Below are 22175 nucleotides of genomic sequence, written 5' to 3'. Positions count from 1 at the left end.
TCACGCGTTCGGCAGGTTGCGGGCGAGTGCTTCGAGCACCGCCATGCGCACTGCCACACCCATTTCAACTTGTTCACGGATCAGCGATTGCGCGCCGTCGGCGACGAAAGTGTCGATCTCGACACCGCGGTTCATCGGGCCCGGATGCATCACCAGCGCGTCCGGCTTGGCGTAACCGAGCTTCTTCTGGTCGAGGCCGAAATAGTGGAAGTACTCCTGGCTCGACGGCACGAAGGAGCCGTTCATGCGCTCGCGCTGCAGCCGCAGCATCATCACGATGTCGGCGCCGTTCAACCCCTCGCGCATGTCGCGCGCGACCTCGACGCCCATCCGCTCGATGCCGCGCGGCAGCAGCGTGGAAGGGGCCACTACGCGGACGCGCGCGCCCATGGTGTTGAGCAGGAAGATGTTGGACCGCGCCACGCGCGAATGCAGCACGTCGCCGCAGATCGCGATCGTCAGCCCCTCGAGCCGGCCCTTGTTGCGGCGGATGGTCAGCGCATCCAGCAGCGCCTGGGTCGGATGCTCGTGGGCGCCGTCGCCGGCATTGATCACGGAACCGTCAACCTTGCGCGCCAGCAGTTCGACCGCGCCGGAGGCGTGGTGGCGCACCACCAGGATGTCGGGGTGCATCGCGTTCAGCGTCACCGCAGTGTCCATCAAGGTCTCGCCCTTGCGGGTGGACATCGAGGATACCGACATGTTCATGACGTCGGCGCCCAGGCGTTTTCCGGCGATCTCGAACGAGGACTGGGTCCGGGTCGAGGCCTCGAAGAACAAATTGACCTGGGTGCGGCCGCGCAGGCTGGCGCGTTTCTTGTCGACCTGGCGGTTGAGATCGACATACTCCTCGGAGAGGTCGAGCAGGCCGGTGATGTCGTCAGCGGAAAGGCCCTCGATGCCCAGCAGATGCCGGTGACCGAGGACAAAAGTCGATTTCAATGATGGGGTCATTAAAGCGAGAGCTATAGGCGCGGATGGCCGGTGGGGCAAGCGCGAAGAGGGCCAGGGGGAGTTTTCCCCGAGTAAGATGTGGCGGCCTTCTCCGCCGTCATACCCGGGCCTATCCCGGGCGTCCACGCCTTGCTTTTGCGGGCGTTTCCGGAACAAGACGTGGATGGCCGGGTATGGGCGGAGCGGAAGCGACCGGCTATGCCCGGCGATGGCGCCGGAGCGTGAACTCGTGAAAATTGTCGTGATCCTCGTCGCTGTTGTGGGCCTGGTCTCACCGGCCCTTGCCCAAGGCGTGGCCCAAGGCCTGCCCGGCGGCTTCGCGTTTCTGCGCGACATCGATCCGACCATCATCCAGGACATCCGCTACGCCACCTCGAACAATTTCATGGGCCGGCCGCTCGCGGGCTATGGCGCGGCGGAATGCGTGGTGAAGCGCGAGGTCGGGCTTCGGCTCAAGGCCGTGCAGCAGGAACTGGCGCGGCAGAAATTGTCGTTGAAGATGTTCGACTGCTACCGGCCGGCCCGCGCCGTGGCCGACATGGTGGCGTGGTCGAAGAACGGCAGGGAGACCGCCGCCGAGCGGCGCTACAACCCGGCGTTCTCGAAAGCCGATCTGTTCCGCCTCGGCTATATCGCCACCCATTCCGGTCATTCGACCGGAGCGGCGCTCGATCTGACGCTGGTCGATCTGACCGCGGAAAATTCGCGCAAGTTCGATCCGGCCAAGGACTATGCTGACTGCACCGCGCCGGTGACCGCGCGCGCCCCGGAGGGCAGCGTCGACATGGGCACCGGCTATGACTGCTCCGACGTGAAGGGTCATACCGCTGCCAGCTCCATCACGCCGGCGCAGCGGAGCTGGCGGACCAGGCTGGTCGCGGCGATGGCCCGCCAGGGTTTTGTGAACTATTCGAAGGAATGGTGGCACTTCTCGCTGCCGGGCGCGGGCGCAGCCGCGTATGATTTCCCGATTACGCGGGCGCGCTAGGACCACAGCCGCCGCTATAGAGATGACCCAAAGCCGTTCTTGGCCACAGGCGTCGTTCGCGCTGCATTTTGCTATTGTGACTTCTTCATTGTTGCGTATAGGCCAATGGAGCACGCGATGCCAGACAGCGACCAGAACGAGGCGCACACCCCGGTGCCGCAGGGCTATGTGATTGGTGCCGGAGAGGGTGAGCACCTGATCCATTTTCGTGATGGCGGCAACATCTTCATCAAGGCCGACCCCATGATGGGGTCCAATCATCTTGGGCTGGGCATTCAGCAGCTACCCAAGGGCTCGGGCATTCCCCTTCACCGACATCTCGACAGGGACGAAGCCTTCTACGTTCTGGAAGGCAGTGGCACGGTCACACTCAACGATGTGCGTCACGCCTGCGAAAGAGGCGGAACGATTTTCATACCCAGAAACACGTGGCATGGGTTCAGTAGTCCAGACCACGAACTGGTTCAGCTGTGGATCATGGTGCCCCCGGGCCTCGACGGTTTCTTTCGCGAAACCTGCAGCCGACCCGGCGAGCCGCGAAAGCAATTGACGCGGGACCAGATCAACGCGATCGCCCTCAAATACGGGACCGAATTCACCTAGGCGGGCTCAAACATTTGCCAACCGCTAGCAGGGCAAAGCGGACGTGGCATCGTCACGCCGTCAAATTCGGTCGCCGATTCCGAAGTAAATCTGGCCGTTTACAGAATTCGGCCAATCCGGCGCGGAAATCGGCGCGCCGTGTGGCGTCATCCATGCCATCGTCGATGCGGCGGGCAGCGACCCCGCGATGTCGTGTTGATGTGGAGATGCCCGGATGAAACTCACCGCGTCGATACGGACGATCTCGATCGCGCTTTGTTTGTTGGGGCCGGCGTCCGCCGACGAACTGACGACGCCGGGCGACGCCAAGAGCCTGGGCTTCTCCGCCGCGCGGCTGGCGCGGATCGCGCCCTGGTACCAGGGCCGCTTCGATGCCTTCTCGCCGTCGGACGGCCTTCTACCCGGAGCCGTCGTCGCGATCGCCAAAGGCGGCAAGCTCGCTTATTTGCAGGCGATCGGATTTCAGGACCGCGGCAAAACCGTGCCGATGAAGACGGATTCGATCTTCTGGATCGCGTCGATGTCGAAGCCGGTGACCAGCGTCGCCGCCATGATGCTGGTCGACGAGGGCAAGCTCGACCTCGATGCACCGGTTGCGCTGTACCTGCCCGAGCTTGCGGAGATGCGAGTCGCGTTCCGAAAGACCGACCCGGCCACCGGCAAGACGGAATACGGGCTCGATCCGCCGAAGCGGCCGATGACGGTTCGCGATCTGCTGCGGCACACCTCCGGCCTGATCTATCCGGAACTGGACTTTGCCTATCCGGAACGTGGTCTCTCGGACGCGAACGCCGATGTGGCAATCCAGGCGGTTCATATGCTCTACGGCTCGGTGGTCGTGTGGCGACGCGACAGGACACTGGCCGACTTCGTGTCCAGCCTGGCCCGCGTGCCGCTCGTCCATCAGCCAGGCGAGGTTCATGAATATGGCTGGAGCGTCGACGTGCTCGGCCGCATTGTCGAGGTCGTGTCCGGTCAGTCTTTCGACCAATTCCTGCAGAGCCGCATTTTTGTGCCGTTGCATATGGTGGACACCGGATTCTATGTGCCGAAAGAGAAGCTCGACCGCCTGGTCGATTCCCCGATGCCGGAACGGCCACCGATCTGGGATGTCACGAAGCCGACGAAGCTGTTTTCCGGCGGCGGCGGGCTGGTTTCGACCGCGCCCGACTATCTCCGCTTTTGCCAGATGCTTCTCAACGAGGGTGAGCTCGACGGCGTGCGCCTGCTCAGCCCGCAGGCGGTGAAGCAGATGACGACGAACGCGCTGCCTCCGGATATTCACATCTTTGGCGGTGACGAGGTTGGCGGCCGTGCCGGAACGACCTTTGGACTTGGCTTTGGGATCCGCACCAATCGCGTCTACAGCTGGATACCGGGCGCTGTTGGAAGCTATTCCTGGGCCGGACATTGGGGCACGTATTTCTGGATCGATCCCGCCGAGAAACTGATCGGCTTGCAGATGATCCAGGCGACGCCCGACAGCAAGGGACGCGCAGCGCTGCGCTACGCCGGGATCAACCATCTCACCTATGGCGCATTGACGGTTGCCGGGCCGTCCTCGTCTGCCTCGCCGGCGGGATCGGCGATGGCGAGCCCGGAAGCGCTCGCCGACTATGCCGGGACGTATGATTTCGGCGCCTCGGTGAGTTCGCGCGACCGGCAGGGCCTGGCCGACGGCAAAACCGGTTGGCTCGGCATCGAGGCGTTCGTCACGATGGAGCCGGAGGGCCTGAGGATCAATCGGCCGCTCGCTAACAGCCCCGCAGCCAAGGCCGGCGTCGTGGCGGGCGATCTGATCACCGAACTCGACGGCACGCCGCTCATGAGACGTTCGCTCGGCGACGTGCTGGCCCGGCTGCGAGGGCAGGCCGACACGGCGATCAGGATGAAGATCGTTCACAAGGGGCAGGACGGTGCAAGCGAGCTCAGCGTTGTGCGGGCCGCGCGGAGTGTCGATACGGTGCAACTTCAGCTTCGCGTCGAGCAGGGCAAGCTCGTCGCGGAAGCTGTCGGGGCCTGGCCGATCCTCGCGTTCGAGAAAGGCAAGGCGACGCCGCTGGTCGCCACATCGAACAACGAATTCACCGTGGAGGACGAGGATCACACCAGGATCGCGTTCGTCCGCGACGCGGCGGGCAAGGTCTCCGGGCTCATCCTCAATCCCGGGCCCTGGGAGCAGAAGGCGGCGATCATCGCGCCGGCACCGAAATAGCCGATGCCAAAAGCCGGATCGGATTTCCTTCAAATCCGAGGCATTTTTGCAAGACAAAGCTTGCCATCGCTGAAGTAGCTGAACGCGCGTTCAACACTCCTTAATTGCGGCCGTATCAAGTGCGCGCATTACGGGAGCACGAAGCATGCGTTTCGGAGCCATTGCAATCATTGTCGTCGGCGCTGCCGGCATCGCGATCTACGACCAGTACGACAGGAGCGCGAACTACCAGCGCGTCGATGCGCGCATCAGCGGCGTCAACGAGCAGTGCTATCTGGAAAAGGTCGAGCGCGGGGTCATCACCAAGACGACGTTTACTTCCGACCTGACTCGCTGCGAAACTGCCGAGCTGCTGCGCAAGGAGCATCCGAAGTGGCAGGGCTATGACGTGAAGCACAAGATCGAGGTGAAGGTCGTCTATGTCTCGCCGGTAGACAATGTCACGCACACCTCGAGCTTGCAGATGTCCTACTTCCCTAACGGAAAGCCGCTGCGGGCTGGCGACGTGCTTCCGGTGCTGGCCTCCAAGAGCAAGGCGGAGAAGACGCGTTCGATCTGACCGTCACGGCGGTCCGGCAGGATGGGAGTTCGACGATGCGTCTGGGGCTCTACGGGATCATCGCCATCGGCGTTGCGGGCTTCTATACCTATGGCGAGCTCGACAAGCGGGTGAACTTCCGGCCGATCGACGCGCGCGTCAGCAGCGTCAAGGAGCAATGCTACATGGAGAGGACCGAGGGGGGGCGGAGCTCGACCTCCGATCTGTTGCCTTGCGAGCTAGTCGAGCTGCTGTCGCGCCACCATCCGAAATGGCAGGGCGCCGACATCAAGCATAAGATCGAGATCCGGTTTGCCTACATCTCTCCGGTGGATGGCGCGGCACATGAGTCGAACCTGCAGCTGGCGGCCTATCCTGATCACCGGCAACTGGGCAGCGGCGACATCTTTCCTGTCCAGGCGTCCAGGAAGGAAGCGAACCGGACCCGCGCCAATGATTGGGTCGACCGCTGGCTCGGCCGCCATGCGCCCAGGCACGGAAGCATCTAGGGCAGGCACTCATCTGTGGACGCCCCGCCAGATGCAAGCGGTTTTTGAAGAAGATTGGCACGTAGTCGGATGCTGCCATCTGTCCGGCCTCTGATGCAGCGATGGAGCTGCGGGCCCGTATGGGAGTTCGCGGACCGGAACCAAATCATAAATGCGTGCTCCAGGCACGATGAGTACATCTGGTTCTTCCGGCCCCGTCTCGCCGACTGTTGCGCCATACCCTCCTTCGACCGACTACACCTCTGACGACCTCTGGCCCGCCAAGATCACGCCTTGGCGGCAACCGGAGCTCTGTAGTTTTCGCACTTGACGAGTAGCGCCCAGACGATCCGCGCCATCTTGTTAGCGAGCGCGACGGTTACCAGCATCCGCGGTTTACGAGCCAGCATCTGTTCGAGCCACGAACCCCTTGGCGCACCGCGTTTGCTCGCCTGTTGCACGACCGCGCTGCTGCCGATGATGAGGAGGCGCCTGAGCGTGCGTTCGCCCATCTTGGATGTCGCACCGAGCTTCTGCTTGCCGCCTGTCGATCTTTGAAGAGGCGTGAGACCCAACCAAGCGGCGAAGTCACGGCCTTTAGCAAAGGTCTCGGCCGGCGGTGCTAGAGCGGCGATCGCGGTGGCGGAGATTGGGCCAATGCCGGGAACGGTCATTAGCCGGCGCGATACTTCGTCCTCGCGAGCACGTCGCGCGATTTCCTGGTCGAGGTCCGCGACCTTGCCATTGAGGTCGGTCAGCAGGTCCAACATCAATCGGAACATGGCGTGGGCCGCTTTGGGAAGCGAGCTGGCCATCTCTTCTTCCTCGATCAGGTCGGTAAGCATCGCCACGTGCGACGGCCCCTTAGGTGCGACCCAACCATATTCAGTGAGGTGTCCCCGGATCGCGTTGATGAGCTGCGTTCGCTGCCGCACTAACAGGTCACGGGTCCGAAACACCAGACCCGCCGCCTGTTGCTGTTCGCTCTTCACGGCTACGAACCGCATGCTCGGCCGCTGCGCTGCTTCGCAGATCGCCTCGGCATCGATCGCGTCATTCTTTTGCCGCTTCACAAACGGCTTTACGTAGGCGGGAGGGATCAGCCGAACTTCATGGCCAAGCTGGGCGAGTTGACGGGCCCAGTGATGGGCTCCGCCACATGCCTCCAGAGCTACCGTGCAACTCGGCTGGGCTGCGAAGAAATCCAGCAGCTTTCCTCGGCTGATCCGTTTGCTGAATATAGCTCGCCCTTTCCCGTCTGCTCCATGAGCGTGGAAAACATGCTTGGCGATATCCAGACCGATTATGATAACCTCTGACACGGACGCCTCCCTTAAGTGGTGCTCAACACCTCCACTTTGGCACATCGATGCCGTCGGGCGGGGCGTCCACCCCATCATAAATCCGGGATTGTCCGCGTCTAGCCCGATCTATTCACGAGAGCACGGTCGTTCTTGACGTCTGACGGGGGCTGGCGGCTGGCGTGGGTGACCGTCCGGCCTTTTGTCACCGGGTTCTACATCAAGCTGTTTTGTACGCGTTGGAGGAGTGGGGCGGGTGAGCGGGCGCAGGCCCGGTCGGTTACGGGCCGAGCGGGAGCAGCGCGCCGGGCAAGCTGCGGAAGAGGTCGGCTTCGGGGCATGCCGCGGCGAACGCAAGGCGAATGCGGCTCGCGGTTTCGACGACCCGGGCTGCGATTTTCAAGAGACGAAGACGCAGCGTCGCGAACTCGGCAGTGGCCAATTCCCGGACTTTGGGAATGGCGCCGCGCACGGTCAGCATCAACCAATAAGCGGCGGTGTGGAGAACGAGACGGACCTGGTTGGCGAGCGCCGAACGGCAACTGGTGCGATCGGAGGCGAGCTGCGTCTTATGCAGCTTGATCAGATTCTCGGCTTGGCCGCGCGCGCAATACAGGCTGTCGTAGATCCACTCGGCCGAGCCGACATCGAGGCTGGTGACGACGAAGCGGATGTCGAGGCCGAGCATCGTCGCCTCAATACGGGCGACGGTGCGCCGTTCGCGATCCCAGGACTTTGCCTTGTGGCGCGTCTCGGTATAGCCGCGCAGAACAGCTAGGTTCTCGATGGCGCGTCGGGTGCGGATATCGTCGGCGACCTCGTCGACTTTTCTGGCGAGCGGCTTGGTGCCGGACAGACCGAAGATGTAGTCGATGCCGTTGGTCTCGCACCACGCCATTGCCTCCGGCCGGGCATAGTGCCCGTCGCCACGGAACGTAATTCGCGTGTTGTGCCACCGCGTCCGGATATGCCGTATCAGGCGGCGCAGATGGGCACGCACCTCGACCCCGCCCGGCGTCTTGCCGGGCCGCAGCACGACCGCCACGGGCCGGCTCTTCTCCGTGTCGTAGACGTGGATCGGCAGGAAGCAGCGTTCGTCATAATGAGCGTTGAACAGCGAGAGCTGCTGATGGCCGTGGACGACATCGCAGGTATCATCGATGTCGAGCGTGACGGATGCCGGCTCGCGCGGGTAGCTATCCATCCATGCGTCGACCAAAGTGTAGGTCAGTCGGATCACGTCGCGCAGGCGCGGAGCATTCTCCAGCCGCGACAGCGTCGGTTGGGAACACAGATCGCGACCCGTGTCCGGCAGCCGTCCGCAGGCCAGCTTGAATGCGGGATCGGACCGCAGATGATCGAGGTCGTCGGCGTCCTCGTAGCCGCAGCAGATCGCGAACATGCGCGCGCGGAACATATCGACAAGGCTGTGCACGACCCGCGTCGGATCGCGCCGATCCGGGAACACCCGGGCCAAATTGTCGGCCAAGCCGAGACGCCGCTCGGCCATCGCCAGAAGCATCACGCCCCCGTTCGAGGTCAGCCGACCGCCATCGAAGGCAGCTGTGACTTTCTTGGCGTGAACGGCTGGAAACGAGAAGGGCAGAATCGTATCATCGGTCATGGCGGGCCTGGCGTTCGCGGTTGAGGTGATGGGGTTGGCTTTGCAACCGAATCCTACGCCGCATCAGCGCTTTACACCACGCTCGCCAGCCTCTCAGGCGCCCTCTCGCGAATAAGACGGGCTAGCGGGTAGGGCAGGCATGGCCTGACCGGCCGTGAACGTCTGCAAACGACCCATTTCGGGCTTCGTCACTGCAAAATGTCTCATCGTGATGAATCGGTAACAGCCCAACCTGTAGGAGCGTGTTAGCCTTGACCATTGCTGGAGGCTGTAGTGAACAAGCTGGCAAATGCGGTTGCAGCCATTGCGCTGGTCGGAACGCCGGTTTTCGCGGCAGACATGCCGGTCAAGGCTCCGCCGCCCGCACCCGCACCGGTCTATGGTTGGACCGGATTGTATGTGGGCGGCAACGTCGGTTACGGCTGGGGCAAGGCCGATACCGATGTCGTAGGCAACGCGACCACCGTTGTGTTTCCAACCTTCTTGGGTGGCTTTCCAAACAATAGCGTTGCGGTTGCGGGCTCGAATACAGCGAAGCTAAATGGCGCCAGCGGCGGTGGCCAGATCGGCTACAATTATCAATTCAGCCCGAGATGGGTGTTGGGCTTCGAGGCCGATATTCAAGATTCGGGTGAGCGAGGGGGCAATACGTTTGCCCAACCATTCTCAACACCAGTTTGCACACTCGCGGCAGCGGGCCCACCGGGGGTGCCTGTAGTATTTCCTAATAACGGTCCTCCGACCTGTCTTCTGACTGGCACGCTCAACGGCACCGCAGCGACCACGTATGATGCCAAGATTAACTGGTTTGGGACAGTTCGTGGGCGTGTTGGAGGTTTGATAACCGATCAGGTTTTGATCTATGGGACCGGCGGCTTGGCTTTTGGCCGCGTCGAAGTGTCGGGCATTACTGGTGTTAGTGGGTCAATAAACACCAACGCTGCCCTTACACCCAGCGCGAACGCTTTCAGCGACTCCAGGACGAAGGTTGGCTTTACGGTTGGCGGAGGGGTCGAGGGTAAAATCTCGTATGGGATGGGCTGGACGTAGAAATTGGAATACCTCTACGTCGACTTGGGATCGCTCGACACGATCGGCCCCTTCCCTGGCGCGTCCGTCAACCCGCCCGGTTTGGGGTTAATCACATCGCCCTTCAGCGGCACTATCACCACGCACACCCATTTCACCGACAACATCTTGCGTGTTGGGCTGAACTATCAATTCCACTGATTTGATTGCGGCGACTTCTGCTTCTTTAGCGGACATGCCTTCACCATCTCTCACCGATGCCCGACTTCGCGGCCAGAACTGAAGTCACCTGCCTGCATCGCGCGGGCCCATTTTTGAGTACACGTCCTGGCTGAAGCGCATTTTTCGCTGCCCGGCGCCGGCGCGCAGGCTTATGATCCATCGATTCCATTGCGCCACGGCTGGCCCGTGATCCACCCCGGCGGAGACCGGTTGTCCGCGCAGCGAGACCAATTCTCGAGGAGACCATGACGCAGGCTCCGTTCGCTACCCACGACGTCTTCAACCAGTCGCCGCCATTCGAGGACGTCGACCTGTTTACGGCTGACGCGCCGCTGGTCGCTGCCGCCGCCGCCAATGGCGGCGCGGCGGCCACCGCTGAGCTGTCCGGCTTCGGCAAGCATTGGGGATCTGCCGCGATGGCGGAGCGCGGCCGCGTCGCCAACGAGAACACGCCGAAACTGCGAACCTTCGATGCCAGGGGCAACCGTCGCGACGAGGTCGAGTTTCATCCGGCCTATCACGAGCTGATGGCGCACTCCGCGCATGCCGGGGTGCACAACTCGACCTGGACCGCGGACGGCAAGCCGGCCGGCGGGGCGGCCGAAGTGGTGCGCGCAGCAAAATTCTACATCGCCGCGCAAGTCGAGACCGGCCATCTCTGTCCGATCACGATGACGCGCGCCTCGGTCGCGGCGCTGGCCTCACAGCCGGACATTCTGGCGAAGACGATGCCTGTGATCGGCACCCGCGCCTACGACCCGAGCTTTGCGCCGTGGTGGACCAAGCGCGGCATGACGCTCGGCATGGGCATGACCGAAAAGCAGGGCGGCACCGATGTGCGCGCCAACATGACCTGCGCCGAGCGCGACGGCGGTGCTTATCGCATCACCGGGCATAAATGGTTCATGTCGGCGCCGATGTGCGACGCGTTCCTGGTGCTGGCGCAGGCCGAGCAGGGGCTGAGCTGCTTCTTCATGCCGCGCTTTGCGCCCGACGGCACGGTCAATGCGATCCACTTCCAGCGGCTGAAGGATAAGCTCGGCAATCGCTCCAATGCATCCTCTGAGGTCGAATTCCACGGTGCCCATGCCGAATTGATCGGCGAGGAGGGCAAGGGCATCCGCACCATCATCCAGATGGTGCAGCTGACGCGGCAGGATTGCGCGATCGCATCCGCCGGGCTGATGCGCTCGGGGCTGGCGCATGCGCTCAATCATGCGCGGCATCGCAGCGTGTTCCAGAAACATCTCGCCGACCAGCCGCTGATGCAGGCGGTGCTATCGGACATGGCGTTGCATGTCGAGGCGTCCATCGCGCTGGTGATGCGGCTCTGCCGCGCCTTCGATCGTGCGCCCACCGACGCAGGCGAGGCCGCCTATATGCGGCTGCTGACGCCGGCGATCAAATACTGGACCTGCAAGAGCGCACCTGGCTTCCTTTATGAGGCGATGGAGTGCCTCGGCGGCAATGGCTATGTCGAGGACGGCATTTTGGCGCGGCATTACCGGGAGTCGCCGGTCAACGCGATCTGGGAAGGCTCCGGCAACGTGATGTGCCTCGACGTGCTGCGTGCACTCGGCCGCGAGGCCGATGCCGCGCTCGCCGTGCTGCGCGGGCTCGCCGACGAGACCAAGGGCCTGCCGGGCGCGGCCGAGGCCGCCGCAATGATCGGACGATCGTTCCGCCGCCCCGACAGCGAGCGCATCGCGCGGCTGGCGGTCGAGAAGCTTGCGCTGCTCGCGGCCGCCGCGGCGGTCAACCAGGTCTCGCCCAGGAATGCCGAACTGTTCGCGGCGACACGGCTTGCCGAACGCCACGCCGGCATGTACGGCGCGGTGGACCTATCCGATGCCGATCAGCGCGCGCTGCTGGCGCGGGCGCTGCCATGACCCGATTCACCACCGTCATGCCCGGCCTTGTGCCGGGCATCCACGTCTTCGCTTCGATCGAGGAAGAAAAGACGTGGATGGCCGGGGGTAGGCGAGCGGAAGCGACGCCGTCCTTCGGACGCCTATGCCCGGCCATGACGAACTGATAAGCCGAGGTTCGCTAATGGATTCTCTCTCGCCGCAAGATGCGACTGCCGCTCTCAATCTTGCGCCACGTCCGCCGCGGGTCTTTAAGTTCTGGGGCACCGCGCTGTGGGGCCTCGTCATCTTTGTCGCGATGTTCCTCGGCCAGGTCGCGGTCATCGTCTACCGCATCATGGCGCAGGGCGCGGAGCTGTCGGTTGCCGGCATCACCCATGTGGTCGCCGACGGTCTGACGATCTCGCTCTCGGTGCTCGCCGGCCTGCCAATGGTGGTGCTGGCACTGTGGGTCGCGATCCGCCGGACGGGGATCCCGTTCGCCGATTATCTCGGGCTGCGCGGGACGTCGTGGAAGAATGTGATCATCGGAATAGTCGCGCTGGTCGTGCTGGTCGGCGCCTGGGACATGGTGTCCCGCGCCGCCGGCCGTGAGGTGACGCCCGGCTTCATGGGCGACGTGCTGAAATCGGCGCAGGAGCATAGCGCGCTGTGGCTGCTGGTGATCGCCTTCGCTGTCGCCGCGCCGCTGTGGGAGGAGTTGTTCGCGCGCGGCTGGCTCTATCGCGGCTGGTCGGAATCTGCGCTCGGCCCCTACGGCGCGATCCTGCTGTCGTCGATCGTCTGGACCATCATGCACCTGCAGTACGACTGGTTCTTCCTCTGCGAGGTGCTCTCGATCGGCCTGCTGTTCGGCTACCTGCGCTTCCGCACCGGCTCGAGCTGGCTGACCATCCTGCTGCACGGGCTGAACAATCTGGCGGCGACGATCCAGACCTGGTGGCTGGCGGGATAACGGTCTCGCATGTTAGGTTGAAGTCAGGCCCACCTTCGCTGCAACGTTGTTGCAGAAAAATCCTTATGTCGAACTTCGAGAATGCCAACGCGCCGGTCCCGGCTTCGGCACCGCCGCCGCGGACCTGGGATTTCATGGAGACGGCATTCGTGATCCTGATCGCCTACGGCGTTTTTACGCTGGCGGGAGGTTGGGCCATGACGATCATCATCGCGGTGCAAGACGGCGTAGCTAGGATGTCGCCGGCTCAATTGCGGGATTTCGCCGCCCAAGGGCGATGGTACGGCGCTGGCCTTACCATCGCGAGCCCGCTAACGATCGCCGTGCTCTGGATCGCGATCCAGAAGGCTCGCCGCGGGTTCGCCGAATATCTTGCGCTCAATTGGCCGAGCGCGGCCGAAGCGATGCGTGCCTTTGCTATCTTCGCCGGCATTCTGCTCGTTGAATCGGTCATCAAATGGTGTGTCAGCGACGACGGCTCGGTGTTGGATGACCAGCGCTTGTACGTGGTCAAGGGGGCGGGCGGCCTGCTAATCCTGCTGGTCGGTACCTGCATTGCCGGACCCGTCATGGAGGAATTTCTCATCCGCGGCTTCTTGTATCGCGGCTGGTCAGAGTCGTTTCTCGGTCCGATCGGAGCGATCATTCTGACCGCCGCCGTCTGGGCGATGACCCACACGCAGTACGACGTTTATGGGAGGTTGGAGATCTTCGGAATGGGATTGGCTCTGGGCTATTGTCGTTGGCGCAGCAACTCAACCTGGTTGACGGTCGTGATCCATTCCGCACTCAACATATTCATCTCCTTCGTGACGGGCCCCTACGTCTAAGTCCCAACCGTGGCAATCACGATCGGCATCGTGATCGCGGCCAAAATCGTCTGCAGCGTGATGATCTGGGCGAGCAGCGGGGCGTCGCCGCCCATCTGGCGCGCCAGCACATAGGCTGACGGCGAGGTCGGCACCGCAGCGCAGGCCGCGACGATGGCGAGATTGGCGCCGCTGACGCCGAACCGCATCGCCAGCGCAACCGTAAGCACGGGCATTGCGACCAGCTTCAACACCAGAGCCGCGCTGGCGGCGAGGCCGGGGCGGAAGATGCCTTCCAGATGCAGGCCGGCGCCGGTCACGAGCAGGCCGATCGCGAGCGATGAGCCGCCCAGCGCGTCGGCGACATCGTGCCAGATCTGCGGCAGCGGGATGTGCGCGACATTGATGACGAGCCCGATCACGCAGGCCCAGATCAGCGGGTTCACCGGCAGCAGCGCCGCGATCACCACGGCCATCCTCAGCGGTCCCCGCGCAGCTTCGCGAGCCGGTCGAGCGCACCCTGCAGGATGAAGATCGCGGCGTGCTCGTCGATCACCTCGGCGCGGCGTGCGCGGCTGACGTCCATCCCGATCAGCTCGCGCTCGACCGCCGCGGTCGAGAGACGCTCGTCCCACAGCCCGATCGCAAGCGTGGTGAGGCCAGCGAGATTGCGGGCGAACGCCCGGGTCGATTGCGCGCGCGGGCCTTCGCTGCCGTCCATGTTGATCGGCAGGCCCAGCACGAAGCCGACGGCGTTGCGCTCGGCCGCGATCGCGAGCAGCCGTGCGGCGTCGGCCTTGAACTGCTTGCGCTTGATGGTCTCGACGCCGGTGGCGAGCCGCCGGTCCGGATCGGAGACGGCAACGCCGATGGTCTTGGTGCCGAGGTCGAGGCCAACAAGCGCGCCGCGGTCGGGCCAGTGCGGCGCGGCTTCAATCAAGGGAAGGATGGGGGCGGGCATGGCGCTAGCGCTTAGCACGCAGGTGCGCGCCGAGGCAAAGCCCGGCGACGGGCCGGCGTCCATGCGAAAACGCCGATCAGGCGGCAATCACCCGCTCGTCGCCGCCAAGGCAGGCGGCAAGTCCCTGCAACGGACTGTACTGGTGCGCGGTGCGGCGCTGGATGAACAGCGTCTCGACGAGCGCATGCTGCGGGTTGAGCTTGTGAATATGGACGTCGCGCTGCACATGATCGCGCTCGACGACGGCGCGCGGCAGCAGGGTGACGCCCATGTCGGCGGCGACGCAGCCGATCATGCCGTCGAGCGTGCCGAACTCGAAACGGACGGCCGACGGCCAGCCGTACTCGGTGAAGACCTGTTCGAGCCGCTGCCGGTAGGTGCAGCCGGTGCGGAACACCAGCGCAGTCGGGCCCGACTCCGGCGTGCCGGCGCGCAAGGCGGCGAGCGATGTCCAGCGCTGCGCGGTGACCAGCACCAGTTCCTCCGCGAATGCTGGCGTCGCTGACAGTTCGGCGTGCTCGATCGGGCCGGCGACAAAGGCGCCGTCGAGCGAGCCGTCGAGCACGGCCGCCACGAGGTCGACGGTCGGCGCGGTGCGCAAGGTCAGGCGCACCGCCGGATAGCGGCGATGAAATTCGGCAAGCAGCGCCGGCAGCCGCACCGCGGCCGTGGTCTCCATCGAGCCGATCGACAGCGGCCCCTTTGGCTCGCCATCGTCGCGCGCGGCGAGCACGGCTTCGCGCGACAGCGCCGCCATGCGCTGCGCATACGGCAACAGGCGGCGGCCGGCGCCGGTCAGCGACATGCCGCGGCTGTGGCGCTCGAACAGCGCGGTGCCGATCTCGGCCTCCAGCGCCTTGATGCGCTGGGTGACATTGGACTGCACGGTATTCAGCTCTTCGGCGGCCCGGGTGATGCCGCCGAGCCGGGCGACCGTGGAAAAGGTGAGCAGGTCGGTCAATTCCATGGGAGACCATCGTTCTGATTTAGAGATGGTAGCGTTCTCTAGTATTCATTTTCCGAGAATGCTAGGCCCGATTAGGCTTGGAGTCCAGAACAGGGAGCGAGCACATGCCGATCAGCACCGAATTGACGGCACGTCTGGGCATCACACATCCGATCCTGCTGGCGCCGATGGCCATGATCACGGGAAGCCGGCTGGTCAGGGCGGTGAGCGACGCGGGCGGCTTCGGCATTTTGGGCGGCGGCTACGGGGACAAGACCTGGCTCGAGGCGGAGGCCGCGACGCTCAGGAGATTTGACCGTCCGTTCGGCATCGGCTTCATCACCTGGAGCCTCGCCAGGCAGCCCGAGCTGATCGATATCGCGCTCGACGCGAAGCCGCGCGCGGTGATGTTGTCGTTCGGCGATCCCGCGCCGTTCGCGCCCAAGATCAAGGCGGCGGGAGCGCTGCTGATCTGCCAGGTGCAAAGCGAGGAGATGGCGCAGCAAGCGCTCGATTGCGGCGCCGACATCCTGATCGCGCAGGGCGCCGAGGCGGGCGGTCACGGGGCCTCTCGCACCACGCTCGACATCGTGCCGGCGATCATCGATTTTGCGGCGGGGCGCGTGCCGGTCGTTGCGGCCGGCGGCATCGCGGACGGGCGCGGCGTCGCGGCGATGATGATGCTCGGCGCATCCGGCGTGCTGATGGGAACGCGCTTCTACGCCAGCATCGAGGCCGACGCCCCGGAGCAGGCGAAGCAGCTGATCTGCGCGGCGAAGAGCGGCGAGACGGTGCGCGGCGTGGTGTTCGACTGGTCGCGCAAATTGATGTGGCCGGCGCCGTTCACTGCGCGCTCGCTTGCCAACGACCATCTGCGGCGCTGGAGCGGCCGCGAGATCGAGCTGATGCAGCGCGCGGACGAGATCGCGGCGGAGTACGCCGCGGCAAGAGCCGTGGGCAATTTCGACATCGCCGCGGTGTTTGCCGGCGAGTCCGTCGGGTTGATCCATGATATCGTTCCGGCGGCCGAGATCGTCGGCCGCATCGTCACCGAAGCCGAGCAGACGCTGCAGGGCCGGCGCAATTCTCTTTCCTCTCTGACCTGAACACGCGCGAGACACACCATGTGGCCAGACCGTCGATTGATCGATCGTTTCAAGACCGAGTTCCCGATCGTGCTGGCGCCGATGGCCGGCGTGATGGATGCCGAACTGGTGATTGCGGTGGCGCAGGGCGGCGGGCTCGGCTCGCTGCCATGCGCGATGCTGTCGGCCGAGAAGGCGCGTGAGCAGGTCAACATCATCCGCCAGCGCGTATCAGCGCCGATCAACCTCAACTTCTTCTGCCACAAGGCGGTCGACGCCGATCCGGCGCGCGAGGCGCAATGGCGGCAGCGGCTGGCGCCATACTATCGCGAGCACGGTCTCGATCCGGATGCGCCGATCAACGCGGCGAACCGTGCGCCGTTCGACGCGGCATTCTGCGCTGTTGTCGAGGAGCTGAAGCCCGAAATCGTCAGCTTCCATTTCGGCCTGCCGGAACCAAAACTGTTGCAGCGGGTGAAGTCGGCCGGCGCCACCGTGATGTCGTCGGCCACCACCGTGAAGGAGGCGATCTGGCTCGAGGAGAACGGCGCCGACGTCATCATCGCGCAAGGCGCCGACGCCGGCGGCCATCGCGCCATGTTCCTGACCGAGACCATCGCCGAGCAGCCCGGCACGTTCTCGCTGTTGCCGCAGGTGGTGGATGCGGTGAAAGTGCCGGTCGTCGCGGCCGGCGGCATCGCGGATGGACGCGGGATCGCTGCCGCGTTCGCGCTCGGGGCCTCCGCGGTGCAGATCGGCACCGCCTATCTGCGCTGCCCGGAATCCAAGGTGACCGCGGCAGGCCGGATCGCGCTGGCGCAGGCCAGCGATGAATCGACCGTCATCACCAATGTGATGACCGGCCGCCCTGCGCGCGGCGTCGCCAACCGCGTGATGCGCGAGGTCGGCCCGATCTCACCGGACGCGCCGGCGTTCCCGCACGCGGCGACCGCGCTCGGACCGCTGAAGGCGGCTGCCGAGAAACAGGACAAGGTCGATTTCACCAATCTGTGGGCCGGGCAGGCGGTGCGGATGGGCAAGGAAATGCCCGCGGCCGAGCTGACCCGGGCGCTGGCCGGCGCCGCGCTGGCGCGGATGGGGGCACTATCTCAGGCCTGACGCGCGGGCTCGCTCTGGTTGATCTCCAGATGCTCGGTCGCAAGCCTGCGATAATGCGCGGCCATTTCCTTGTAGTGCTGCCGGGAAATCGGATCCGTGGCGCTTTCGGCGCGGCGCTCGAACATCTCGGCCTTGTCCTGCAGAGTTTTTGCCTGGGACATGGCTATTTCTCGTCTCGTTAGACCAGACAGGCCACGTAAAGGATCGCGACACCGATCGCGGTACCGATCGACCAGAGGGCAGGGTCCCAGCCTCCCGGCTGGGGGGTGATCTCACGCATGGACATGACGGACTCCCGTACTTTTCTGTTTGAGGGGAGTAGGCGCCGCGAATGTTTCAGGACGACTGCGCCGGGTCCGCAAAGTGGTTTCGTCGCGGGTTTTGCCGCCGGAATCATCGGGCGCCTGATCGGCCGTCCGGCAGGGGGTCTGGGGCCAGCCGCGCGCCCGGCGCGGTTGCGGCGCAAAACCGGCCTCTGCTATATGGCGGGCTGACCTTTTCAGCCTTGAGGCCCTATATAATGTCCGTAGACGCCACGACCGTCCGCCGCATCGCCCATCTGGCGCGGATCGCGGTCAGCGACGCCGAAGTTCCCCATCTCCAGGGGGAATTGAACGCGATGCTGGCCTTCGTCGAGCAGCTGTCGGAAGTGAATATCGACGGCGTCGAGCCGATGACCTCGGTGACGCCGATGGAGATGAAGAAGCGCGCCGATTTGGTCAATGACGGCGAGAAGGCCGACGACATCGTCCGCAATGCGCCCGATACCGTGAACCACTTCTTCCTGGTGCCGAAGGTGGTCGAGTAACTCTAGCATAGCGTTTTCGAGCGAAGTGGATACCGGTTCGCGCGAAGAAAACGCATCAAACAAAAGCGACAAAGTCCGATGTGTCTGCTCTGCGACGATGAGAAGGCCTACAAGGCCTATATGGACTTCCTCGATGTGATGGAGCGCAAGGGGAAGGTCGCCGATCCCAACGAGGCGATCGACGCCGTGCTCGACCAGCTCGAGGCGCTCGACGCCGCGCGCGCCAAGGAAAATGCCAAAGCGCGGCAGGACGATCCCGCCAACGACAAGACCCTTTCTCCCTTCTTCTGCAGCCCGATCAATAAATGACCGATTTGACATCGCTGACGATCGCCGAGGCCCGCGAGGGCCTGGCGGGCAAGTCTTTCACCGCCGTTGAGCTGACCGATGCGCATCTCGCCGCCATCGAAGCCGCGCGCGTGCTCAATGCCTATGTGCTGGAGACGCCGGACCGCGCGCGCGAGATGGCCAAGGCCGTCGACGAGAAGATCGCAAAGGGCGAGGGCGGACCGCTGGCCGGCATTCCGCTCGGCATCAAGGACCTGTTCGCGACCCGCGACATCAGGACCACGGCGTGCTCCAGGATCCTCGGCAATTTCACCCCGCCCTACGAGTCGACGGTGACCTCGCAGCTCTGGCGCGACGGCGCGGTGCTGCTCGGCAAGCTCAACAATGACGAGTTCGCGATGGGCTCGTCGAACGAGACCTCGTGCTTCGGCCCGGTCACCAACCCGTGGCGGCGCGAGGGCTCCAACACCACGCTGGTGCCGGGCGGCTCGTCAGGCGGCTCGGCTTCGGCGGTGGCGGCATCGCTCTGCATGGGCGCGACCGCGACCGACACCGGCGGCTCGATCCGCCAGCCGGCCGCGTTCACCGCGACCGTCGGCATCAAGCCGACCTATGGCCGCTGCTCGCGCTGGGGCATCGTCGCCTTTGCGTCCTCGCTCGACCAGGCCGGTCCGATCGCGCGTACGACGCGCGATGCCGCGATCCTGATGCGCTCGATGGCGGGGCACGATCCGAAGGACACCACATCGGTCGACATCGCCGTGCCGGACTACGAGGCCGCGATCGGCAAGTCCGTGACGGGCATGAGGATCGGCATCCCCAGGGAGTATCGGCTCGACGGCATGCCGGCCGAAATCGAGAAACTCTGGAGCGAGGGCGCGCAGTGGCTGAAGGCCGCCGGCGCCGAGCTCGTCGAGGTGTCGCTGCCGCACACCAAATACGCGCTGCCGGCCTATTACATCGTGGCGCCGGCGGAGGCCTCGTCGAACCTCGCGCGTTATGACGGCGTGCGCTACGGACTGCGCGAACCGGGCAAGAACATCATCGAGATGTACGAGAACACCCGCGCCGACGGTTTTGGCCACGAGGTGCGCCGCCGCGTCTTGATCGGCACCTATGTGCTCTCCGCCGGCTATTACGATGCCTATTATATGCGGGCGCAGAAGGTGCGGACGCTGATCAAGAAGGATTTCGAGGACTGCTTCGCCAAGGGCGTGAACGCGATCCTGACGCCGGCGACGCCGTCGGCAGCATTCGGCATCGGCGAGAAGGGCGGCGCCGATCCGGTCGAGATGTATCTCAACGACATCTTCACGGTGACCGTGAACATGGCGGGCCTGCCCGGCATCGCCGTGCCCGCGGGCAAGGACGCGCAGGGCCTGCCGCTCGGCCTGCAACTGATCGGTCGCCCCTTCGACGAGGAGACGCTGTTCTCCCTCGGCGAAGTGATCGAACAGGCGGCCGGCCGTTTCACGCCGCCGAAATGGTGGTGAGCGATGGCGGATTTCCGCGCCAGTCTCGCAAACGCCGCGCCTGACGCGGCGCTGTCGCCGCAACTCGCCGCAATGTGGTGGGCGAAGAAGGGCGATTGGCACAAGGCGCACGACATCGTGAAGGACGGCAGTGACGCCAGTTCGGCCTGGGTTCATGCCCATCTGCATCGCGTCGAGGGCGATCTCGGCAATGCCGACTACTGGTATCGCCACGCCAATCAGCCGGTTGCCAAGGACTCGCTCGAGGCCGAATGGGAGCGGATCGTCTCTACGCTTTTGACGCAGAGCGCCTAGGTTTGCCGGTGCCGAGGCACCGCGATCATTAACCCTGTTTCGGCCGCCATGCCGCCGCCCAGATTGGCCGTGATAGGCTAACGGAACCGGGCGGGGGCCAGCGGCAAGAGAGTATTCGTGCGTGGGTCGGGGAAAGGGGGATGGCTGTCAGCGCTGCTGGTGGCCGTGACGGCGGCGGGCCTTGCCGGCTGCGCATCCGTCTACAATCTGCCCGGCAATGTGCCGCTCGGCGCCGCGGCTGCCGACACCAACGGCGTTAGCGACATTCCAAGCTATGAAGACGACCTGCTGCTTGCGCTGTCGTTCTCCGGCGGCGGCACGCGCGCCGCGGCGTTTTCCTTCGGCGTGCTCGAAGAGCTCGACCGCACGCGCTCGAGCGTGGCCGGCACCAAGACACTGCTCGACCGCGTCGACTTCGTCTCCGGTGTGTCCGGCGGCTCGGTCACCGCCGCCTATTTTGGATTGAAGCGGCGCGCCGCGCTCGACGATTTCCGCGAGCGCTTCCTGCTGCGCAACGCCGAGGAGGGACTGAAGACCCGGATCTCGCTCGGCAATATCGGGCGCGCGCTGGGCGGCGGCGTCAACGACAGCCAGTTCACCGACTGGCTCGATCGCAATCTGTTCAACGGCGCGCGGTTCGAGGCATTGCCCGACGACCGCCGCCCGCGGGTCTGGATCAACGCGTCGGACATCTACAACCGCACGCCGTTCGTGTTCGGCAAGACCGCCTTCGATGCGCTGTGCAGCGACATCCGCTCCTATCGTATCGCCGAAGCGGTCGCCGCATCCGCTGCGGTGCCGCTGGCATTTGCGCCTATCGTGCTTGAAACCTTTCCCGGCGGCTGCTCGGCGCCGCTGCCGCCGTGGCTCGAGCGGGTGCGCAACGATCCGAATGCGCAGCCGCTGCTGCGCTCCTACGCCGAGGCCCAGGCGCGCTACCGCGACGGCTCGATGCGCTACGTCAAGCTGCTCGATGGCGGCCTCGTCGACAATTACGGCCTGTCGGGGCTGAGCATCGGGCTGCTCGCAGCCCAGCGTCCGTACGAGCCCTTGAACGAACGGCAGGCGGCCAAGCTTAGGCGCATCCTGTTCCTGGTGGTCGACGCCGGCCGCGGCATCTCCGGCGACTTCGTGCAGACACTGGAAGGGCCGAACGGCGTCGAGCTGGTGTCGGCGGCCGCTGACACCGCGATCGATGCCAGCGTGCGCTCGAGCTACGCGGCCTTCACGGCGCTCGCCAACGATTGGTCCGGCAAGCTGAAGCGCTGGCGCTGCGGCCTGTCGGCGGCGGATCGCACGAGGCTCGGCGTCGGCGCCGGCTGGAAGTGCGGCGACGTCGCGATCTATGTCGAGCGGCTCGGCTTCGACCGGCTCGGACCGGAGCGTGCCGGCATCCTGAACGCCATCCCGACCCGGCTTTCGCTGCCGCCCGAGCAGGTCGACCAGCTGATTGTGGGCGGCGCCGACGCGCTGCGCTCCAGCAAGGCCTATCAGCAGTTCCGGCGCGGGCTCTGATCTGCGCCTCACGCGCCCGGCGCGGGCTGCAAGGGGATTGGAAGGCGGCTTGACTGGCGCGATCGGTTGCGC

23 protein-coding genes and 1 pseudogene are annotated in these 22175 nt (G+C 64.7%); 17 read left to right on the top strand and 7 right to left on the bottom strand.

All coding sequences use genetic code 11. From position 1 onward, the window contains the following. Entirely contained in the window at nucleotides 1-954 is a 954-nt protein-coding gene (locus HAP48_RS41845; RefSeq protein ID WP_166205582.1) for an aspartate carbamoyltransferase catalytic subunit, read from the bottom strand. Between the two features lie 208 nt (nucleotides 955-1162). Between HAP48_RS41845 and HAP48_RS41840 the strand changes: the two genes are divergently transcribed. The 5 genes from HAP48_RS41840 to HAP48_RS41820 all read left to right on the top strand — a co-directional run bounded on the left by HAP48_RS41840 (nucleotide 1163) and on the right by HAP48_RS41820 (nucleotide 5807). Then, a complete protein-coding gene (locus HAP48_RS41840) occupies nucleotides 1163-1942 on the top strand; it encodes a M15 family metallopeptidase (RefSeq protein WP_224497117.1) in 780 nt (259 codons plus the stop codon). A 117-nt stretch (nucleotides 1943-2059) separates the two neighbouring features. Beyond that, the gene (locus tag HAP48_RS41835; protein ID WP_210292751.1) at nucleotides 2060-2545 is read left to right on the top strand and encodes a cupin domain-containing protein; all 486 of its coding nucleotides are present in this window, start codon (nucleotides 2060-2062) and stop codon (nucleotides 2543-2545) included. A 214-nt stretch (nucleotides 2546-2759) separates the two neighbouring features. Then, on the top strand, nucleotides 2760-4760 hold the full coding sequence (locus HAP48_RS41830) for a serine hydrolase (RefSeq protein WP_166205579.1): 2001 nt from the start codon (nucleotides 2760-2762) through the stop codon (nucleotides 4758-4760). A 145-nt stretch (nucleotides 4761-4905) separates the two neighbouring features. Beyond that, a complete protein-coding gene (locus HAP48_RS41825; RefSeq protein WP_166205578.1) occupies nucleotides 4906-5319 on the top strand; it encodes a hypothetical protein in 414 nt (137 codons plus the stop codon). A 35-nt stretch (nucleotides 5320-5354) separates the two neighbouring features. Further along, complete coding sequence (locus tag HAP48_RS41820; RefSeq protein WP_166205577.1) at nucleotides 5355-5807, top strand: hypothetical protein; 453 nt, start codon at nucleotides 5355-5357, stop codon at nucleotides 5805-5807. Between the two features lie 266 nt (nucleotides 5808-6073). Here the strand turns inward: HAP48_RS41820 and HAP48_RS41815 are convergent, their stop codons facing one another. Together HAP48_RS41815 and HAP48_RS41810 are read right to left on the bottom strand one after the other, a co-directional pair. Further along, the gene (locus tag HAP48_RS41815; RefSeq protein ID WP_166205315.1) at nucleotides 6074-7108 is read right to left on the bottom strand and encodes an IS110 family RNA-guided transposase; all 1035 of its coding nucleotides are present in this window, start codon (nucleotides 7106-7108) and stop codon (nucleotides 6074-6076) included. A gap of 259 nt (nucleotides 7109-7367) precedes the next feature. Next, nucleotides 7368-8711, bottom strand: a complete 1344-nt coding sequence (locus HAP48_RS41810; protein ID WP_166205074.1) for an IS1380 family transposase — start codon at nucleotides 8709-8711, stop codon at nucleotides 7368-7370. Nucleotides 8712-8984: 273 nt separating this feature from the next. On the opposite strand from HAP48_RS41810, the gene HAP48_RS41805 reads away from it, so the two are divergent. The 5 genes from HAP48_RS41805 to HAP48_RS41785 all read left to right on the top strand — a co-directional run bounded on the left by HAP48_RS41805 (nucleotide 8985) and on the right by HAP48_RS41785 (nucleotide 13615). Next, nucleotides 8985-9761, top strand: a complete 777-nt coding sequence (locus HAP48_RS41805) for an outer membrane protein (RefSeq protein WP_166205576.1) — start codon at nucleotides 8985-8987, stop codon at nucleotides 9759-9761. Nucleotides 9762-9764: 3 nt separating this feature from the next. Next, nucleotides 9765-9941 (top strand): hypothetical protein, encoded by a 177-nt coding sequence (locus HAP48_RS41800; RefSeq protein WP_166205575.1) that lies wholly within the window; start codon nucleotides 9765-9767, stop codon nucleotides 9939-9941. A 266-nt stretch (nucleotides 9942-10207) separates the two neighbouring features. Further along, nucleotides 10208-11851 (top strand): acyl-CoA dehydrogenase family protein, encoded by a 1644-nt coding sequence (locus HAP48_RS41795; protein WP_166205574.1) that lies wholly within the window; start codon nucleotides 10208-10210, stop codon nucleotides 11849-11851. A 163-nt stretch (nucleotides 11852-12014) separates the two neighbouring features. Continuing rightward, nucleotides 12015-12785, top strand: coding sequence for a CPBP family intramembrane glutamic endopeptidase (locus HAP48_RS41790; protein ID WP_166205573.1), 771 nt, complete (start codon nucleotides 12015-12017; stop codon nucleotides 12783-12785). A gap of 65 nt (nucleotides 12786-12850) precedes the next feature. Continuing rightward, nucleotides 12851-13615 carry a CPBP family intramembrane glutamic endopeptidase gene (locus HAP48_RS41785; protein ID WP_224496813.1) on the top strand — a complete coding sequence of 255 codons (765 nt, stop codon included), beginning with the start codon at nucleotides 12851-12853 and terminating at the stop codon, nucleotides 13613-13615. Here the strand turns inward: HAP48_RS41785 and HAP48_RS41780 are convergent. The 3 genes and pseudogenes from HAP48_RS41780 to HAP48_RS41770 all read right to left on the bottom strand — a co-directional run. After that, nucleotides 13612-14109: pseudogene (locus HAP48_RS41780) on the bottom strand (AEC family transporter); the annotation flags it as partial. The gene HAP48_RS41785 and the pseudogene HAP48_RS41780 overlap by 4 nt on opposite strands. Then, nucleotides 14073-14555, bottom strand: a complete 483-nt coding sequence (gene ruvX, locus HAP48_RS41775) for a Holliday junction resolvase RuvX (RefSeq protein WP_166205572.1) — start codon at nucleotides 14553-14555, stop codon at nucleotides 14073-14075. The gene ruvX and the pseudogene HAP48_RS41780, both read right to left, overlap by 37 nt. Nucleotides 14556-14631: 76 nt before the next feature. Continuing rightward, entirely contained in the window at nucleotides 14632-15522 is an 891-nt protein-coding gene (locus tag HAP48_RS41770) for a LysR family transcriptional regulator (RefSeq protein WP_166205571.1), read from the bottom strand. A 77-nt stretch (nucleotides 15523-15599) separates the two neighbouring features. Here HAP48_RS41770 and HAP48_RS41765 point away from each other — a divergent pair, with 77 nt between their 5' ends. After that, the gene (locus tag HAP48_RS41765) at nucleotides 15600-16607 is read left to right on the top strand and encodes an NAD(P)H-dependent flavin oxidoreductase (protein ID WP_224496812.1); all 1008 of its coding nucleotides are present in this window, start codon (nucleotides 15600-15602) and stop codon (nucleotides 16605-16607) included. Between the two features lie 18 nt (nucleotides 16608-16625). Next, complete coding sequence (locus tag HAP48_RS41760) at nucleotides 16626-17705, top strand: NAD(P)H-dependent flavin oxidoreductase (RefSeq protein WP_166205569.1); 1080 nt, start codon at nucleotides 16626-16628, stop codon at nucleotides 17703-17705. Here the strand turns inward: HAP48_RS41760 and HAP48_RS41755 are convergent. Next, the gene (locus HAP48_RS41755; RefSeq protein WP_166205568.1) at nucleotides 17696-17866 is read right to left on the bottom strand and encodes a hypothetical protein; all 171 of its coding nucleotides are present in this window, start codon (nucleotides 17864-17866) and stop codon (nucleotides 17696-17698) included. The genes HAP48_RS41760 and HAP48_RS41755 overlap by 10 nt on opposite strands. A 359-nt stretch (nucleotides 17867-18225) precedes the next feature. Here HAP48_RS41755 and gatC point away from each other — a divergent pair, with 359 nt between their 5' ends. The 5 genes from gatC to HAP48_RS41730 all read left to right on the top strand — a co-directional run bounded on the left by gatC (nucleotide 18226) and on the right by HAP48_RS41730 (nucleotide 22103). Then, nucleotides 18226-18513: an Asp-tRNA(Asn)/Glu-tRNA(Gln) amidotransferase subunit GatC gene (gene gatC, locus HAP48_RS41750; protein ID WP_166205567.1), complete on the top strand. Its 288-nt coding sequence runs from the start codon at nucleotides 18226-18228 to the stop codon at nucleotides 18511-18513. 78 nt (nucleotides 18514-18591) lie between these two features. Next, on the top strand, nucleotides 18592-18822 hold the full coding sequence (locus HAP48_RS41745; RefSeq protein ID WP_166205566.1) for a hypothetical protein: 231 nt from the start codon (nucleotides 18592-18594) through the stop codon (nucleotides 18820-18822). Beyond that, nucleotides 18819-20294, top strand: coding sequence for an Asp-tRNA(Asn)/Glu-tRNA(Gln) amidotransferase subunit GatA (gene gatA, locus HAP48_RS41740; RefSeq protein WP_166205565.1), 1476 nt, complete (start codon nucleotides 18819-18821; stop codon nucleotides 20292-20294). The genes HAP48_RS41745 and gatA overlap by 4 nt, the downstream gene beginning before the upstream one ends. A 3-nt stretch (nucleotides 20295-20297) precedes the next feature. After that, nucleotides 20298-20588 carry a hypothetical protein gene (locus tag HAP48_RS41735; protein ID WP_166205564.1) on the top strand — a complete coding sequence of 97 codons (291 nt, stop codon included), beginning with the start codon at nucleotides 20298-20300 and terminating at the stop codon, nucleotides 20586-20588. Between the two features lie 153 nt (nucleotides 20589-20741). After that, the gene (locus tag HAP48_RS41730; protein ID WP_166215642.1) at nucleotides 20742-22103 is read left to right on the top strand and encodes a patatin-like phospholipase family protein; all 1362 of its coding nucleotides are present in this window, start codon (nucleotides 20742-20744) and stop codon (nucleotides 22101-22103) included. Nucleotides 22104-22175: the final 72 nt, after the last annotated feature.

This window comes from Bradyrhizobium septentrionale, assembly GCF_011516645.4.
In the GTDB taxonomy this organism is placed as follows: Bacteria; Pseudomonadota; Alphaproteobacteria; order Rhizobiales; family Xanthobacteraceae; genus Bradyrhizobium; species Bradyrhizobium septentrionale.
The sequence above is the reverse complement of the archived record's forward strand: the minus strand, read 5'-3'. Positions and strand labels throughout refer to the sequence as shown.